Source organism: Thalassolituus hydrocarboniclasticus, from assembly GCF_025345565.1.
Classification (GTDB): domain Bacteria; phylum Pseudomonadota; class Gammaproteobacteria; order Pseudomonadales; family Oceanobacteraceae; genus Venatoribacter; species Venatoribacter hydrocarboniclasticus.
Genome location: NZ_CP054475.1, coordinates 327,289 through 347,851, shown reverse-complemented (window position 1 = coordinate 347,851; position 20,563 = coordinate 327,289). Strand labels below are relative to the sequence as shown.

Below are 20,563 nucleotides of genomic sequence, written 5' to 3'. Positions count from 1 at the left end.
CAATCAGACTGGTCGTATTCCCCAGAACCGAATAGTAATAATCCAGAACCGGCTGACGACTGAAGTCTCCATGCAACCAATCCGAGATATTAAATAACTGCACATCACCTTCCTGAGCAGCCACATATAAGGTTTGCCCTTTGAGGGTGATGCGATCTGCACTCATATCACCATTAGCAATGAGATACTCAAGGCGCGCCTCGCCTGCCAGTTGACCACCATACGCAAGGTCATCCACATAGACCTGAATACTGCCTAACGGCCCGGTAGCAACCAGATATTCTTTGCCAGCATCAATAAAGTCATAAGGTCTGATACGGCGCCCGTCATTATTAACGGTTTCAATAACATCAATCAGTTTGTAGTCTGAGGTACGCATATCCAGGCTAACCACCCGGCGCGCAATTGTCTGTACGACCCACAACTTATGGCCATTACTGGATAAACGATACGGTGACCCGCCGATATCTGTTGTACTTATATGGGCTATGCGCTCAAAGTCATCATCCTGCTCCCGATAAATATCAATGCCCAGCGCATGAGCAATATAAATCTGCCCCTGATGTATCAGTACATCTCTGATAGCGCCGGGGGTTGCAATATCCTTGAGCAGGAATGGGTCTGTAGCCAGTGTGGTATCAAAAATAAAGAAGCGATTTTCTGCTGCCGCGACCAGACGGTCACCCGATACTTCAACATCAACAAAGGCTCCGTCTTTGCTACTGCCTTCAAAATGATAATTCAATACCTGATCAGCAATCTGATTAGTGACCAGCTGCGGAGCCACAGGATCTGAAGTATTGATAATCATCAGCCTGGCTTTCTTGCCGTAGCGGGTCGGCAGCTCTTTGCCTTCGCGGTTTCTTGGTGTGAATTCGCCACCCGTTACGGCATACAGCAATTGATTCTGGTAGGCCAGTGCGGCAACCGGAGAGGGTGCATCAGTTGGCATATCCAGCTTGCCAACCGGCTGCCCCGCATAGAAATATTCTTCCGGTGCCTGCGACTGCTCACCGGAGAAATATGGATTCTCGATTCTGACAGCCTGATAGCCGAATGAGTTAGATGGCGCAATAACCTGTGCATGGTTGGCACTGATCAGACGCAGGTTCCCTGCCTGATTCTCCCCGAAATAGACATTCATAAAGCGGTTGAAGCCTGTTCCGTACAGATCAATACGGTTTCCACCCTGCGGTGGCCCAATCAAAGGGTAAAATGCTTCCAGCCGGCCACGGGGCATGACCACAACAGCCCCCATAAGAATGCCTTCTCCATGTTCATTCTGAACGCGGAGATTAACGGAAATGGCAAGCTCGCCTTTGAACAGATCCGGAATATCAAGTTCCAGCTCGGTAGCAGACAGTACGCGGACTGAAGCATCATCGAGTAATGTGTCTCCGACATAGACGGACATCCCTGAAGCAAAGTATTGCCCCTGAACACGCGCGACTTCAGAGCCATCCGCATGGAAATAATGGCCTGCTGGGGCACCATTAACCCAGCGCTGTACCGACTTAATATCCGGAGCATGGGCGGCTGAAAAATATAATGGATGCTCAATCGGGCGAATCATACCGAGACCATCAAGATCTTTCAGGATATCGCTGACTCTTAACCTGAATTCTCCTTCAGGTAACATTTGCTCCAGATGAACGGAAACCTGCGCACCACGTACGGTATTAATTGCCTCCAGACGATATTGTTCTGGCGGAATAACGCTTCCATCCTGAGCAACAAGGCTGATTGCAGCACCGATACTTTCCGCTGAAGTATCCAGCAGAGAATTAAATTGAATCCGGATCTCACTGCCAACAGAAACACTGGAGTCAGCCAGAGGTGTTACAGAACGAACCGCCAGACGATGCGGCCGAACAACCACAAAACCTTCTTCCGTCGAAGTCAGAATGCGTCCTTCCTGCGCAAAAAGTTCGCCTCCGGCATCACGCTGCTGCCAATAGTTGATACTCGCTTTATCCTGCGCATCCAGCTCATAAATATACTGCGCGTCAGGAGCACCGAGATATACCAATCCTGATTCAACTAAGATGGAGTACTCATGCAATTCACGATTACCAGAAACTTCTTCTAATTCATTGGTAACCCAGACAGGCGCCCCATCTCCCAGATTACTGATTACCGTCAGCAGTAATTTCCGATCGGCGCGATGCAGCACATATAACTTACCTTCATTCCAGGATATGTCGATCGGCTGCCCCTGCAGAACATGAGGATCATTATCCGCATCGGCAAAGGTCAGGGTTTGATAACCAACCGGAGTCAGGCGATCTTCATCCAGCAGATCCATAAAGCGGATAAAGCCGCCGCCCAGAGGATCAGTAATAGCAACGGCCAATACCTGCTGACTGCGACGGATTGCAACGTCCATTACTTTCAGACCACTGAAGGCTTCTGTTGCTACCAGCAGCGGGTTTTCTTTGTCGGTTATATCGATCAGGTGCAAGCCTGCAGTGTCGCCGGCCAGATAAGCCTGATTATCTGCCATGGTAACGCCATACACCGGCGCAGACAGACGAACCTGTGACAACCGAACCGGACGGTCCGGAATGGTAACGTCGTAAAACTCAAACCCGTATTTCATCAGGAAACGGTTTGTTGCTGTAGCGTCCACACCATCTTTTACGCCGATCAGCAGGTTTTGTTCCTGCAGTTCGGCGCCACCGACCTGCATTGGCGGATAATTAGGCAAGTTCCACTGATGCCCCAGACCACGACTGTATGAGAATTGCCCCAGCAATACCTCGCGGGTTGCAGCACCAGCAGGCATAACGGCATACACATCATAAATACCCGGGTAAACCACGCCAGGCGCGCGGAAGCGCATCTGATTCAGATGAATAACATCGTCATCCAGATTAATCAGCTCGTAGTCGTTTTCACTGATGGTGGTTTCGATTACCTGCCCCGTCAGACGGGAGACAAAACGTGCACGGCTGCCAGGCTGGAACACCGGCTTGCTGGCTGAAACCGTAATATGATGCCCACCGGTAATGTCTCCGGAATTTACATTCAACTGGAATTCAGTATAAGCAGGTGCTGCAGTATACATAACAGCCCCCATATACAGGGCGCTGCGCTCATGATTGCTGAGTTTAAGATGATGCTCACCATAATCCAGATCCAGCATTTGCAGAGAACCTGCCGGAATCAGCGCGGTCTCATCATCCAGCACGGTCACCGGAACATTGTAATTATCAATCTGTGCTTTTAATTCACCGTCGGAAAAATGAGAGCCCTTAATTTCAATGGCTGTCGAGACATCATCCGCGAGTATCTGATTATTTTGCAGATAACGGATTTCCGGAATACGGGCACTATGCTCAAGCACCCGGAAATGTTCGATATGTGGCGCCCACAACCCGGTTCCGCGGATATTCTCCAGATCGTTAATACTCAGGGTGTATTCACCCGGCTGACGATCAAACTGCAATTCAAACTCAGAGGCACTGCCATCACGACCGTTTAATGCCACCCAGATTGCAGCAACAGCAACTTTTTCACTGCTTGCTGCGCTGTGCTTAAGTAACTCATAGGCTCCGGCATGCAGGAAGGAATCCACACTGATAGCTTCGTTAAAGCTGACGACCAATGACTCATCAGGATTCATGGAAATACCGCCATCCTGATCAAGGCTGGTTCCAGTTACCAGGGCACCCGGCAACTCCATATTGAGCAACCCACTACCACCAGCAGCAACAACCAGTCGGTTGCGGAATATATCGATGCCTTCTGCGAACTCAATATTGCCCGCACTGATGATCTTCGGATGTTCCGGATCATTCAGATCGGCAACAACAACCGAACCGCCCCGACCGGACATAAACAGCATATTGCCAACCATTTCGGTACGGAAAATATCAGCTGGATTTTGCTGCAGTTCTTCAGAAATCGAGATACGTAAACGTTCATTGTTACCCATATCCACCAGTTCAACGCCTTGTGTTCCCAGCGCTGCAATCAGATGATTATTGTGATAGGTAAGATCCGTAACCGCTGAATCAAAGGCAATAGTTCGGGATAATACAGAGTCAAACAGGTTTAGTGCATTGACGGTTTTAGCCGGTTCATAATCTCCAAGATTCCCCGTACCGGCAATCGGCGTATTTGCGCCGATGGTTTTCCAGAACGCACAGAATTTATGGGTTTTCTGCAAAGGATAGGCACCATAGATACCGCCGCCATAAATCCACTCTCCGTGCTGGTAGACACTCACACCGGCTTTAATTGGCAGGCGGCTGAGTTCAACCGGGTCTTCACCCTGCAGATAATTAATAACACGGATGTTTTTCATTGTTTCTATATCCAGCAACCCCTTTGCAAAACAGGGGCCATTGGGCTTTAAATTGCTCTGCGCAGACGTTTCGGCGGCATATAAGCTATTCCCTTGCTTGAGCAGATCGGTAATCAGTGAATACCCCTGATTACCGCCAATCTCATTGGTAATCTGTAAACCATTCTGCTCATCCAGATTCAGACGGGAAATACCTGCCGTGCCGTTAGCAACATACAGACGCTTACGCCAGACACCCTGCTCGTATTCGCGGGTTGCCTGTAACGATAATGAGTCGAGATTGGTCGCAATATATTCATGGCGGACTTTGTTATAGAGCTCTTTATCTTCATCGGTCAGAGCGCTTCCGGCACTCAGCTTAATCCGTAAAATATCGCGCGCCAGGCGCTCCTGCCCGTCTTCACCCAAGGGTAAATTACCAACACCACCCACCTGCAGAATATGCTCCTCACCCTGCACATCAAAGGTCGCTGCCCGTAAGGCATCCGGGTACAGTGCTCCGCCGAAAGATTTATACTGCAGCTGCCAGCGCTCTCCTTCTGGGGGATCATAAGGGCCAAATGCATGAACAAATGAACCGGCCGTAGTGATGGCAACACCGGTATCCTGATCAACAACAACCTGACTCGGATGGACAAGTGCAGCGCCCGCTTTGCCTAACTGCCGTAAGCCATAACCAAAGCCATGTGCTTCATCAAGTTGTGCCAGTTCCTGATAGCGGTTACTCATACGCACCGGCTGGCGCCCGGTGACACCGCGTGGGGTGTAGGCAATTAACCGGCGGGAAGAAATCACATCAATATTTGTTACCGGCGCCGAGCCAACAAGCATCGACAGCCCGTCCATAACGGTATTACCCGGCTCAAAGCCGCTGCCGCTGACTTCAATACGGGTACCTCCTGGCAAAGGTCCCCACTGCGGAACAATACTGTCCAGCGTCAAAGGCGCATCTATTGCGATTGCGCCTAATAATCGGGTCTGTTCCCACAGTCCATAACGATTAATTTCAACCGTTACATCGTAATAACCCGGAATATTCAGTGCCGGTACACGACCGTACAGAATACCAACGCGCTCCTGCTCATCATTACTTTCCAGACGATCCAACGTCACCGGATGACCACCTACCCAGGCACGAACCCTGGCCGGGTCCAGTGGCAAACCATGAACGCTCATGGTGACATGCAGCGGCAGCCCTGCCAGCTGACGGCGAGGTAACACAGAATCAATCCAGAGTTTGGCTGATACCCTGCCCCGGAAACGGAAGCTGGCTTGCTGCGCCCGTTTCAACTGATATAAACGAATAACATTGGTGTCGGTCAGCGGTTTCACCGAAGCCAGACCAGCATCGACGTGAACAAATATTTCATCACCGGTTTTCAGGCTGCCAATATCCGTCAGGCTCAGCTCTGCCTGATTGCCGTTAATATCCAGTTCAAAAGCGATCGGAGAACCATCAGCATTTTGTACCTTAAACGCTGCCTGATTTGGAATGTACTGATCGATGGCTTTACTGAAGCGCATAATAATGCGGACTTTGCCATCGGCATCGTAATCGAGAATATGATTCTGCGGATCAATGCGGAACAACTTCAGCTCAGAATCCGGTATAACCTGAATAGCCCCATAGGTATGATTCAGACCTCCCGAAACAACCGATGCCGACAACGCCACAACATGCTGACTGCTCAGATCATTAAAAGCATCCATCTGCGACACCAGAACCAACGCTGAAGGGTCTGTAATATCGATGGCATAAATACCCTTTTTGCCAGCCGATGCATAAAGCATATGGCCAGACAGATCAATGTCGTAAATATGACCAATATCCGACATCCGGGTTATCACTTTTGGCTTCGTCACATCAGACAGATCAATCACAATCACACCACGGTCACCGGCGGCGAGATACGCAATATCTCCGGATATACGGATCCGGCTTGCAGGGATATCCAGCACCGCAATTTCTTTCAGCCCTTCAGCATTACGGCTGACAAGGTGGAAACCTCCGGCACCGGAGGCCTCCTCACTAACCAGCTTTTGTGCAGGATATTCCCAATCACCGGCAGCCAGCGCATAAACCGGCTCGCCGTTGAAGGTACGATTAACACGACGAACATCCAGTGCAGGAAGAGTTCCGGATAAAGCACTCCAATCCATCAGGTACGCTTTATAAGGCAGATACGCATCCACCAGGCCCAGACCTTCATGCCCCATGGCAGTTACGACCTGATTATTTTCTACCAGCAGGCCACGGGCCATTTCGCCAGGCAGTGGCAATTCCCGCACCAGTGTTGCTCCACTGAAATCGTCATTAACCGCCAGCACCAGCAACTTACTTTCAGAAAACTCGGTATCAGCCCACTCCCCTGTCGGCCTGGCAACAGTCATATAGATCAGGTCATTACCGCGCTCGAAAAAGCCTTGCACACCCAAAATATGATGGCCTGTTGGCACGGACCAGTTAAATACGACACGGTCATCACCAGGCTTGTCGTCCAGATCAATAGGACGACGTAAATCATCAGGATTCAGTGGGTCGTGGGTAACAGGATTACCATCTTTATCGTATTCAATATTGGAGGCCGTCCACTTAGACGGATCAATATTAATAATTTTTAATACAGGCCCGGAAGCAACCATCATGTAGGTTGCGGTCGGATCAATCGCCATCGCGGTAACCGCACCAGTACGGATTTCAGACTGTATCGGTTGCTGGTAGGTATAAGCCTGCTCCAGTACATCTTCTTGCCCATCAGCCAGCACGACACGTACATCAACGGTGCCCAGATGCCACGGTGGAGTATTCAGTTGCAGTTGATCGTATGCAATCAGAGTATACGAATCGACAGGGGCTAATTGATTGCCAAAATAAACCTGAATATCGGCCACATCCGGTGGTAAGCCATCAGCATAGATCACAACACTTTGCGAACCCTCCAGCGTCCCTGCATCCGGCGTTATGCTTTGCAGATGCAATGGCTCTACATACACAAACTTACCTAATGCCTGCCAGCGGCGGCCATCGGCATCGATAATTTCAAGACCGACAGGCCCAATCTGCCCGGGTGGAACGGCGACACGATAACGCTGTTGGGTATCGGAGAGAGCTTCCGAAGCAAGGACGGATGATAATTTTCCGGCAAAATGGAATTCCGGGTTATGAGCATTGGCCAGAGTAATCTCAACTTCATCTCCCTGAGTTGAGATAAAGGTTTTATTGCTACCTAACCATTCAATTCCGGCACCCTGGTAAGCTGCGGTAGTAAACGAGATGTTAAGGTCGGCCAGACCAAGAGTACGACGTGAAGCTTTTACTCCCTGAATGCGAACTTCATACTGTTGATTATCTGCCAGTGGTACTTCAGGGATAAGCCATAACTGGCGTGAATTTTCAGGATTAATCTGCAACTGAACAGAGACAGGCTCCCCTTGTTCTTCACCATTCATACGTACAAGCTGCAGGTAATCGGTAAGCTCACTGGTGTTCCCCAGAGGCAGGGTCCAGTTCAGTGCAATACGGACATCGGTAGCAACGCCCTGCATACCATCATAAGGCCAGCTGTATACCATATCCTGGATATGAGTATCGATCAGTTCCAGAATCCCCTGCGGCTGCTGATTATTGACGGCCGTTACCACAATACCGTCATCGGTAAATACAAACGGGCGATACTGTGCAAGGCCACAGCCTAGTGGAAAGGACACGCCATCGAGTCCGACATCTGGCAATACATCACTGATGTCCTGACCAGGATCAACACCATCTGCCGGCAACACCATAGTATCCAGCAGATAAGGGTTGGCAGCATCAGAGTAATCAACCAGTGACAGATATTTAACAGAAACACCCTTGCCACACTTACGACGATTTATTTTGGCCGCTAATGTTGATTTTCCTGCAATTGCAATTGTGCCTGGCTGATAGATGACATCGCCGAAATCCTCTTGCTGCCCCCGCAGCTGCCACTGCTCCGTTCCTGTACGCTCAAACACTCGAAAATCGTCAGCCAGATGCAAATTACCGGCGACCGACGGCGCCATATTGCCGCTGACTTTCAGTAAGTCCAGCTGTGGAGTACTGGCTTTACTTAGGTCAAAGGTAGCCCAACCAAAGCCTTCATTCCCCTGCGGAATTTTGGCAAACAGTTCATTTCCGGCGATATAAAGACGGCTTGGGCCAAATGGCAAAGTGCCACGTTCCGACTGCACTTTATCAATTACGCTGATTAATCCGGGGCGCACAGGGTTGATCAACGAATACAGATAAACGCCTGTTGCCGTATCACCAATAACTAACAGATTATCTTTTGCTGCCAGCGAATAATCACGTAAACCTTTCTGCGACGGCAGAGGAATTGCATTTATAAAGCTTCTGTTTAACCCTTCCGCCTGATCAATACCATCTCCACTGCCTGGTAATGCAGTAACAGCTTCATACACCAATAGCCAGTCACGCCCTTCATAGCGGGTATCAAAGCCGGGGAAATTTCCTCCCTTCGCAGTCACATAGAGGTAATTTCCATGTTTTTTCATCGCTGTCGGCATAAGGTCGGCGGGCATATTGTAATAACCCAGACCATGCATAGGCGCGGCATTCTCCAGGTCATCGCGTTCATAATGAACCAATGCCAGCCAGCTTGGGCGAGCCTTCTGGTTCAGCTCCTGCTCACTGCTAATACTTTTAGTGCTTGGAATACCAGTTGTCCCAAGTACATACAGAAGCCCCAGATCAGCATCGCTTTCCAACGCAGCAATATTACCGAAAGGCAGTAACGCTGGCTGCAAAGCTGGCATTTCGGGTTCGCGGGTACGGATACGAGCATCAGAAACCAGGGCACCATAGAAAACCGCTTTCGGCAGAACCGATTTCCGGGCGCCGTCAGAGATTTCAACGGTAACAAAACCGCGGAAACTGTCAGCAAAATCAGGCAGAGTCCAGAGTATCCGTTCAGAACTTCTCAGAACCAGGCGATCATTATCAATACGGTCGGTAATAGCCCGATCTGGTTGCCCTTCAGGGTAAGCCTTAACAACAATATTCCGCGTAAAACCGTAACCAATAATTTCTGCACGATCGTTTTCACCGTCCTGACGAACCCGCACAACGGATGGATTAATAAAGCTAAGACGCAGATCATCAATATACGTCAGAGCTCCAATAACGGTGTCACTGATGCCAAATGAATTCTCAACTTTAATACTTGCCGGTCCAGCATAGTTAGCAGGAGCCACAACCGAAAGCCGGATAAGTCCTGACGAATTATCAACAACCTCAGTAGCTGTGATTACTGCATCGCGACCACCGATTTCGACTTTATTAACGGTGTCAAATTTATACCCTGTAAGGCTGATAATTTCACCGCCATTAGTGCTGACCGTATTTGGAGATACTCCTTCTATATTCGGAATATCAGCTTCGCTATCAACGATACTGAAAAAGCTAAACTCATAAGGCTGGGCCATCACGCCGCCCGTTACCGGTTTGATACCAGACTCAATATGGACGTGGTATTCCTTACCCGCTCTCAATAAATTTTCGGGCTTCCGTCTCAGAACAATCTCACGGGAAGTATCCCCTTCAGCGCCGGTAGTCTTCACAGATACTTCGAATTCATCTGTAACATCTTCACCTAACCCGGTGACACCAAGCCAAACACTGATTTTAGATTTATAGTCATCATTAATATCAATAGGATGAGATACGCGAATATGAATTTCTTCTATATCCAGTGCGACATTATTCTTACCATGAACAGGGCTGTGCCCTAATACTGTCAGACTATTCAGATCAAGTTTTTTCAGGCCCTGCTGACCCGATGCTACAAAGACTTCATCATACCCGACTGTAATACCCCTCGCCCCCACATCCTGCAAGGAAGGTGTGCGATGGGTTACAGCATTTCGGGTTTCGTAATACTCATAACCCTGATTTCTGGTTGTGTCGATAATCTCCACAGACGACTGTGCTGGTCTGTCTTCCTGGTCAGAGTAGTTGACCGTGAGATAAGCAAGACCACCAATTACTTTAAGATCATAAATGCCATCAAGCTCGTAGTCTGCCCGGCCGTGATTAACATCATAGGCGTAAACGTGACGGGGATTCTGTGGATCGCGGATATCAATAACATTCAGTTGAGCAACAGTTCCCTGCCCCGCCATATTCGCGACGTACAGTCTGTCACCTTCTATATCAATACGATTGGCAATCCCATAGGTATCAAAAACAGCGACAATCGGCAGATCCGGATGGGTCAGATCAACAACGACAATGCCCTGATAAGATGCAGCAATATAGGCATAATCGCCCTTTATTTTAACATCGCGGGCAAATCCATCGGGCTTAACAAAACCAATTCGATATGGCATAGATAAATCATGAATATTGAATGCAATAACACCGCCATCCCCATTAGCGACTAATGCAATATCTCCTGACGCATCAAGACCATAGGCTTCACCATGAGGTAAATCTGCGCGCCCTTTAAGGAGGTAAGGTAAACCAAACTGCTCATCGCCGTTCTGGTGATTAAATACAAGCAACTCAGCTGATGAATAATCGTCAATGCGACCAGTTTCAGAATATTTATTAATTTCGCTGATTAAAGAGTCTACAAAGCCTGTATTACCAGATGGAGCTTCATTTGGTCTGTTACCTCCCACTCTGGTACCAGAAGATTTAGCGGCCAATACAATACCCTTGGCAGAATGAACCTCTGAGATTACTCCAGAGAATACTTCGGCCGAGCCATTAAGATTAGAAGAGAATGCATACGTAATACCACCAGGCATCTCTGTAAAATCAGATTGCCCGATATTGTAAAGCCCAGTCATCGGCCCATTTTGCCAATGATAGTTACCCAGGCCACTCTCAGAGTTATATGGACTTTCACTTGCCCATGCCACAACTAAAGGACCATGCTGACTCTCTGAAATAAATTGGTCCGATGCGGTATAAAATACCTTCGTCGCCTCTGATCGACTGGACACATCACTATTAGGCTGAATAAAGTAGCTGTTACGGAACGCCATGCCGATTTCAGAGTAGGATGTAACAACCTCTGGAGTTTGATCTGCAGGAGTTTTCACCCAAGATTCTATTTTTACTCTGAAAACACTACTGTCATCATGGCTCAGAACAGCTCCTGAGGCATAATCATAGCTGTATATATAGTAATAATTCTCGGGTTCACTATGTGGCTCATCTGAAGCAAGACGACTATCGTCGTTAATCAGCTCAACGACCTCCGATGCATCGGCGCTCCATACACCGTTTTCAAATCGTTCTTTAGTCAGCCGGGCAAAAACATGCCGATCAAGAGGGTTGCCGATGTCCTCAACCGCAACCAAAAGGCGTAAGTTATTTTCTTCAACTGAGGCTGACAGTGTCGTTATATCGCCATCGACAGGAGAAAGTATGTAAGGTTTTGGCTTAACAGTGTCATCAATCTGCTTTATAAATCGTGGTTCAGATCTCCCACTAAGCCCTTCCCGGTCATATGCAACAACCTGCAACACTGCTCCCTGAATACCTTCAGGAAGAATGATAGTAGCCGCATATTTATTATCGCCGGCAGAGGTACCATCTGTTTTGCTCATATTTTGATATACGGATTCTACTAAAATATCATTCAGGTAGAAGTCGACATGAGTTACAGCATCAGACCCAAGATCATCATAAACTTCGGCAATCACCTCCAGACTCTGTCCTTCAATGATTGCGGAATCATTATTAAATGGTTTAATGATATTCGCCTGAGGCGGCTTATTTTCAGTAACGATAAAACTAAGATCGCCGCCAATTTCGGACCAATATCCATCAATATCTTTCGCTTTGGCCTGAAACTTAAGTTCCGTTCCTACAGAGTCTGAGATCTCATAATGATATTGGAAAGGTGCAGCAAAATCAGATGAGACCAGAACAGGTTTTCCAGACGAATCTAGTTTATAGAGTTCAATCCGGTCGATACCAAACTCATCGAATGCAGTTACTGTAATAATAACCGCTCGCCCTTTAGTTATACCATCCGCATGACTGATACTATAACCACGATGATCCAGAAGCCCCATATTATTAATTATCGGTGGCAGGTTTTTCTTTATTTTCAGCGCGGCTTCTGAATCCGACACATTACCAGCACCATCTGTAGCAGTTACCCGGAAAGTAGCCGCAAGCTCTGATGGCAAAGACTCTTCGCTATTGAGATACTCAGCTATTGATTTTACCGGGATTCGTCCAAAGTATGGAGGTGAGGTCGACAGTGTTGTGGATACAGAATGGCCATCAACAATAAACTCATAGCGAACAGTTAACACTTCAACGTTATCAGTGACAATCGCTTCAAACGGCAGTTCTCTGTTTTCAACTATATAGCTTACGTCATCAGGCTCAGGGGCCTTCAGGGTTATTAATGGTGCCTGGCTATCTTTCCCGATGCTGATCAGTGTTGGCGATATAACAGAGACTGCCCTTGCCTCTTTGTCACCGTATACCTGTTCAACAACAGTAGCCGATATGGAAACCTCGCTGCCAGCCTGGCCATATGGAAGTTTAAAAATAAACTCATAGGGATACTCGGTGTCGACAAATGTCTGTTCTCCACCAACAAGCCCATTAACAGAAAGAACAACCTGATTAACACCAATGTCATCTGTTGCGTTGACTTCAACCAATACCGCTTGCCCTTCAGTGTATTCCTTCCCGCTTTCTGGTGAAGCAATAGCAACTACAGGGCGTTCATCCTCAATAATAAATAGTGCAAGCCGCTCAGTGACTCTGTGCTTATCTAAATCGCCAACCTTATCACCATAAGTATCAACCGCTTCGGCAACCAAAATTAACCGATTACTATCAGCATCACTATCGTCATAAGCGGGAACATCCACGATAAACTGATATGGGCCACCAACCAGTTTTAATTCAGAAATCTTATTCTCCGCCTGCTCCGATCCGTGGTATGCGGTCAGCCTGACATAAGCCAAACCTACATCATCAAACCCATGAATATTAACCGCCAAACGGTCTTCTTCAACAGCACTTTCACCCGGAGCTGGTTTAACAAAATCAATTACCGGTCTCTCATCCACACGCACAGCATAGCTGAGTTCTCTGATCCGGATATTGCCATTGGAGTCTCGCGCCTCAATTTTTACCCAGAGATCAAGACGATAATCCTCATTGAATTCTCCCAGGAGAGAAGGATCAATAGTCGTCAGCACTTCTGGTATCGTTGGTACATGAATGAGTTTTTTATAAATTGGCGTATCAATATTTTCCGCCGAGGCTGGATAGGCATCATCCGCTGATATGTTATTAATATTAACAATAGGTTCCGAATACTCTTTCTTCTTATAACTGCCATCGGGTAAGCTGACGCCATAGGATGTAGAAAGCACAAGCTGATCGACTTTAACATTATCGAATGCTGAGAACTGCAGAGTAAGATCTGTATTCTCAACCGGCGAATATGCAAAATCCGGATCCCATAACACCACTTCTGGCTTGATCTCATCTGGCGCAGCGACAACCTTAATCAGATGGCTATTTATGACGCCTTGTTTATCACGAACAACGGCTTTTATTTCCAGCTCTTCGGAAACACGAGCCACGCCTTCAGGCATACTGAATATGTAAGATGCCGTTCCTGCATATTGACTATCAACGCGCCCTAATTCAGAAGCCACATCCTGACTATAGCGAAGTTCCAGATTGTCATAGATTTCCTGAAATGCCTTGATAACCTCAGGAGGTTTTTCGGTGTATTTATAGCTTTTTAATACTGGTGCTTCTACTCCACCAACATAAAATGATACATCGCTCTCTTTCTTAATCTCGGTATCATCAGTGAAAGCGACGACAGCAAGAAGTTTGGATGCCCCCGCAACGATATACTGACCGTCTAGTGGTGCAACAATACGAACCTGCGGCTGTATATTCTCTTTTGGATGAACAATAAACTTCAACTCACTGGTCTTGCCATTAACATCCGTCACAACAGCCAGATATTCTGTTGGCTCAGCCTGATCAAAGAGTACATCAGTACTCACAATATCCATTTTGTCCCAAAGTTCATCACAGATATCGGTATATGTCTTCTCTGCCCTTAACTTAACCCTATCTCCAGAGCGGGTTAAACGATACAGGTTAAAGGAGTGAAGACCTACATCATCCAGAATCTTCATATCTGCCTTAAATGTATCGCCATGACGAACCCAGAATTCGCCATAGTTTAATCTGGATAAGTCTACAATACCCCGATCAGAATCCCGGAATTGCTTCCATGTAATTGCCGGACGCTCATCATCTGTAGCGTTAATTTCATAAACATGACTATAAGTATTACCGCTCCGGTCCAATGCATTAATCTGAAGAGAAAAGTTTCCATATTTGTATTCAGCGGGATGTTCATAAACAATGCTGTTATCTCTCATCGAATAAGGGAGGTGCTTATCACTCTGAGCAATACCATTCAGCTCGGTATTAATCTTTTCAATGATCAGACCATCATCCAAGCCATTGAGTTTTATACTGACCTTCTGTCGTGGAAGGATTTTCGATACGCTCGTTTCTGCAATCAAATCCGGTGCTTCAGTGTCCGCAACGATTACAGACGACATTAAAACACGCACCGGTACATCACCACGTTTTTCACTCAAGTGATCCATAGCAAAGCCCAACAATGAGAATTGCTTATTTTCTGCAGGAGTGACGGATACGAGGTTGTGATAAATAGTATCCACGCTGGCATCTCGCATGGACAACAGTCCACCAAAAGATAGCCGAGAGCCTACATCAGGCTTGGCACTGTCGGATAAATGAATAAAGGAATTCACCCAGCCTGTTGATACCGAGGAAAATTGATTCAGCTGTGCTATAGATCCATAATTTAAAGCATGTGCAGGAGAACGATGTTGCTCGATTGCCTTCAACACAGAGTTGGTATTTGAAAAATCAATTTTCAGAGAATGAACATTAGCATCACTATATATTTTCTTTAATTCATCCCCCAAAGAACCTACAGTGGTTAATATGACTGAGTTGGAAATACATTGACTTCTTGAATGTATATTAATTGATATTTCAGCATTTTCATCCAGCCCTGTAATTCCCGCAATAGTAGGATCAGAGGGGAAGTGTTTAATTCCCACTTCTGATTCACCAATGATGACCATACCCTTCTTCTGACTATCATGAATGACTATAGGTGTAGAATTTGTGTGCTCGGGATATGAAACCCATGTATAGATATTACTGTAAACAGGTTTTTTAACATCAGCTTTAACAGCTTCTCCTATTGTAATATCAGACTCACTATAGTCATATGAAACTCTTACTGGCCTGCTATTATCAGCAAGGCCGCTAAGGGAGGAGTAAAAGTATCCTGCATTGACAAGCTGTCTTCCCGGAACTTGTTGGTCTTTAACAAGAATCTGATCTACTGACAAACCAGAAGCCTTCAAAGAACCATCGGAGATGGATTTAATTACATCAAATTCCGGCTCAGGATCAACCCCGAAGTTCAGATCGAAAATTTTCTCAGCATTGTTCCCGGAAGCATCTTCGGCTCGAGCAATTAAGCGAGGAGCCTCCTGCATACCTTCACTGAAGTTATCGTTATAACTTAATGCTACTCCACGGATACGTGCTTCTTTGCTCTGCACATCCTTCAATCCAGCAATAAGCTTTTCTTCGCCATTATTCTGAAGATATACATTCAGAGTTTGCAGTTCAGTTTCATCTTCCGCGTCAACATTAAACACAACGTCCTGATAATGATAAATATCAGAATCTATACCGGAAAAACTGATCACGGGAGGAGTTTGATCTCTTAGAATTCTTAGAACATAACTCTCGGACTCGGTGCTGTTATCCCCATTATCCGTAATAATAAATTTCAGTTCTAAATCCTGCCCCTCATAATCAGAAAACTCCTGACCAACGACGACCTTCCCAGAAAAATCTCTACGATACTGCTCCCGGTATATAATTTCGCCAAAGCTGCCAGGATTAGGTAGCTTGATATTTTCTACGACTCCTGACGATATTAAAGCCTTCCAGGAAAGCGTGTAATCTTCGCCACTAGGTAATCTGACCAGCGCCCGTAAATTCTGAACATTAGAATCGTCGATCCAGATGTTATCCGCTATAAATTTGTCATCAATGGCGACGCCTTTAAACTGAAAACTACCACCCGGCCGAATTTCAATTATATTCTTCGATGGCTGATCAACACTTAAAGCAGGAGCATTATTATCCGGCAAGGTCTCAATACTTATGTCTTTAGTTGTTTCCTGTCCAGAGCTGTCAACAACATAAGCAGCCAGTCGTACCTCTCCCTGTTTCGAGCTCAGAACCCGATACGTTCCATTTACATAAGCACCCGATTCTACAGAACTATGGCCAGATTTTGGTGCCAGCTGGGTACTAAACAGTTTGTTATCGTTTCTATAAACATGATACCCGACCTCTTTAATACCCAAGTCATCAAAAGGCAGAAGAGATATCGGCACCAGCTCTCCCTCATAATAACGGGATCCGGAAGATGGCAGTCGCACACTGATTTCCGGGAGAGAATCCTGTTTTACAATATAGTTCCAGTTAGTGTTTCGTATATTCCCGTAACCATCAGTGGAGGAAACAACCAGTGTTATTATATCGCCATCAGAACACAGCGCGTTAATTTCACAGGCTTCTTTATATAAATTAAGATTAAATGCATTATTAACTTCTGCCTCAGAGATTACATGTTCAATTAATTGCTTACCTAATAAGCTGACAGACCACCTCTCAACAACCGAAGCATCGTTTATACGCAGATGAAACTCATTATTAGCAGAAAGCTGAATCTCACTTCCCTGAACAGGGGAATACAATGAAATAACCGGAGGATCATTATCTGACTGAATAGCAATGTCTTTTGAATAAACACCTGTGGCAGGATGAGACTGATCCTGATTATCTCTTGCAACAACAATCAACTTAAGAAGATCATTACTATTAGGTAAATTCAGCTCATCTAATTCTATTTCAAATGTCTCAATGACTGTTGAATTCTGAACCAAACCATCTTCTGAACTATAACTCTTCTGAAACAAAATATTTCCGGACGATTCAAGCTGATATATTAATTCGGAAACTTTAACATCATCAGTAGCCATTACTGTAAATTGTAAGGTCTCTTTCGGATATAATTTATCTTTAAGAACTTCCACATTCCGGATAACTGCACCGATATTTTTCTCTACCCTGATAACAGCAGGAGCCGACGACGTATTTTTATTAGTATCAGTGACAATAGCTTCAACAGGAAAGCTTCTGTAGCCCAGAGAATCATTTTCAGAAAGCTCCGGTATTGCGAGCAAAACTGCTGACGAATACTGGTTCATACTGTTAGGTATTTTGTTAATCGCCAGCGTTTCCCGATGCGCCGGATTATCAGAAAGAATATAGCCGCTTTCTGTTTTCTCAATACCTGTCACAATCAGAGAGGATATTGCGATGTTGTCATAACCGACAAATTTTAGAACTTGAGATGAGTTCTCCGGCAAGGCTGCAATCGTTTCCTCTCCTTCCAGCTTATTGATTTCAGGAGATACCCACTCAACAACCGGCGGTCTGTCATCATGACCCAGTGTCGCCTTTACTGTCTGACTACGACCCTCTTGTCCATCAGAATCATACGCAATAGCAGAAAACTCCAGAACCTGTTCGGCCTGAATTCCAACAGGAGCCTGATATATCGTCATGTATGGCTCACTGGTTAGCGTCTCGTATAAAGTTCCATTTACATAGAGTTCCACCCTGGACAAGGCAACATCATCCTGTGCCACGGCTTCGAATCGTACCTTTTCGCCTTCCGTTATATACTGTGACGGGACTGGCGCGACAACAGACGTACCTGGGGGCTGATCAGCGATTACAGCCACACTGATTTCATTTGTTTTAATCAGAACTCCATTGCTATCTTTCGCCTGTAAACGAATATGAATATCATCACCAACTGAGTTTTCAGCGACTTTATATTGATATTGATACTGCGTTTTTTTGAATTCGAATGCACCCTTATATACATCCGGCAACTTATATGGCTTTGACTCATCAAACTCCTCAGCATCAGAATCCTTTATGCTGATATATTTTTTCCCAACCTCGTCTCCATCGATAAACAGTCTTATATCCGTGCCATGGTACAGAGTATCATCGAGAATCGTTCCTGAAATATAAAGCGTTGCATTAGCGCTTATCTGCGTATTATTAACGGGTTTATCCAAAACAACTAAAGGCGATGAGTTTTCAATAACCCTTACTAAGTATGTATCCTCAATAAAGACAGAGCCATTATTAAGATGGTATTCCGCACGAATGGGTAAAGATGTCTCATTCGTTGATATCTCCGGTGCTGTTAATTCAGTTTGCCAGAGTTCATACATATACTTAACCAGCACTCCCTTCACGAGCTTCATTCTCGGTTCCATCAGAGGGTAACGGATAACAGCAACTTCCTGATCATCGGCGTAAATTTTTATCAGCTTTATATCTGAGCGCGATTCAGCAGTCAGAGATGATGCTGGACCAAGATCATAGGCTGCACGGTACCAATAGCGACTTCCCTCAACAACAGGCATCACAGAACTTGGCGATTCATGCAGATGCCCTGGATTATATGATGGGGCTTTTTCGGAAATCAGAACCCTAAGTGCTGAAGATTCGGTCTTTTTTCCCTCGGTATCTTCCGCAATAGCCGAGAAAAGATACTCTTTACCATCCATCGCTTCCGTGATACTCAGATTCATTCTGAAGGGTTCATGATCACTACTGGACAGCAGAACTCCGTCCCGCATAAAGCTGACGGATTTAATACCAACATCATCCGACGCCTCAGCGCTAAGCTCAAGCAACTCACCAACCTCTACCCTTACCGCTCCCTGTACGGAAACCTGCGGCTCAGCATCACGGAACGCAATTGGTAAAGAAAACTCCTTACCCGGAACACGGTTTGAGGTTACAGATAAAATTACCGGCGCCGTTTTAGAAATAGCAGCCTTAGAAAACAGACCTTTCGATGTAACTTCTACAACACGCGTAAGATCCTGATCAATCTTTACCGACAGAGGAAACTCTGAGTCCAGAAGTCGCTTACTGCCATCATCGTAAACAACTGCAACCTCAGGCCAGTCATGCCTTTTATTTAAACCGTTTAATACTGGAACTGAATCATCATTCAGCCACGATATTTCATTAATTCGCTTATTAAAATCCAGCGATACCGGAATTTTGACCTCTGGTCCATCCGAGTGAGAGACAATAACGTCCACCATTCGGGGCTCAACTTCCTTTTTCGGATAAATAATACCCGCCGCTGTTACCCCAAGAACCTCCGGGTCACTTACGCTATATGTAACACCTGAGCCTCTTCCCAGCAGGGGAACGTCACCACGGAACTTGTAATGCCCAACAGGGACAAGCTGGTAGGAATCAAGAAGATCGGTAAGAACCACTGAGGCTGCAGGAAATGTTATAGATTCCAGCCTGTCCTCTATGCTCCCCCCGGTGTAGCGGAATTCGCTGAATGAGTTACTGTTCCCCGAAGGATCTACAGCCGTCCCCTCGATAATAAGGATTCCATCACCAGACAACTGCGATACATCAAGCTGACGCATGAAATCCAGGCGAATCGCCAGCTCTTCATTATCATCTGACCTAGGGAAAACCTTACCCCGAAAATCAATAAACGGGACGACTCCTTCACTATTCAGCACCCCTCCTGCATTACGTATTTGACTAGCAAGATACCCCTTTACGGATAGGTCGACATAAGAGATATCAACATCATCTGAAGCCGCCAGCTCCAACAGCAACGATTGCGTCCCCACTCCTGCAGTTACACTAACGCCACTCAGCTCCAACTCAGGGGGAGAGTCTTCCACTTGATAATTTTCAGAAAATGAAACTAAAGAGCCATCTGCATTGATAATCTCAACCGAAATCGTGGCCGAGTTGGAAAAAAATGCCTTCAAACCAGAAAAACGACATGCTGAAGCTGAACCATGCCCCCTCAGAGCCGTCGTTACCGGTATGTCCACCCCATCGTAACGAATTCCCTGTATCTGGGTGCAGTCTGCCACTTCAATGGTGAATTCTTTTTCTGATTCTAAAGAACTAAGAGGGACATCAAGACGGATATCCACATCAACTGATCCAGCTAATGCAGAAGAAGATAATAAGAAAAACAAAGCTGCGGGAAACAGGCGCAT

The 20,563-nt window shown here is 46.2% G+C and carries 1 protein-coding gene (cut by a window edge); it reads right to left on the bottom strand.

The features are described from left to right. On the bottom strand, positions 1–20,563 hold the 5' portion of the coding sequence (locus HUF19_RS01470) for an IPT/TIG domain-containing protein (RefSeq protein WP_260998173.1). 15,575 nt of this gene lie to the left of the window's left edge; the window shows 20,563 of its 36,138 coding nt (coding positions 1–20,563); it begins with the start codon at positions 20,561–20,563; the stop codon falls past the left edge of the window.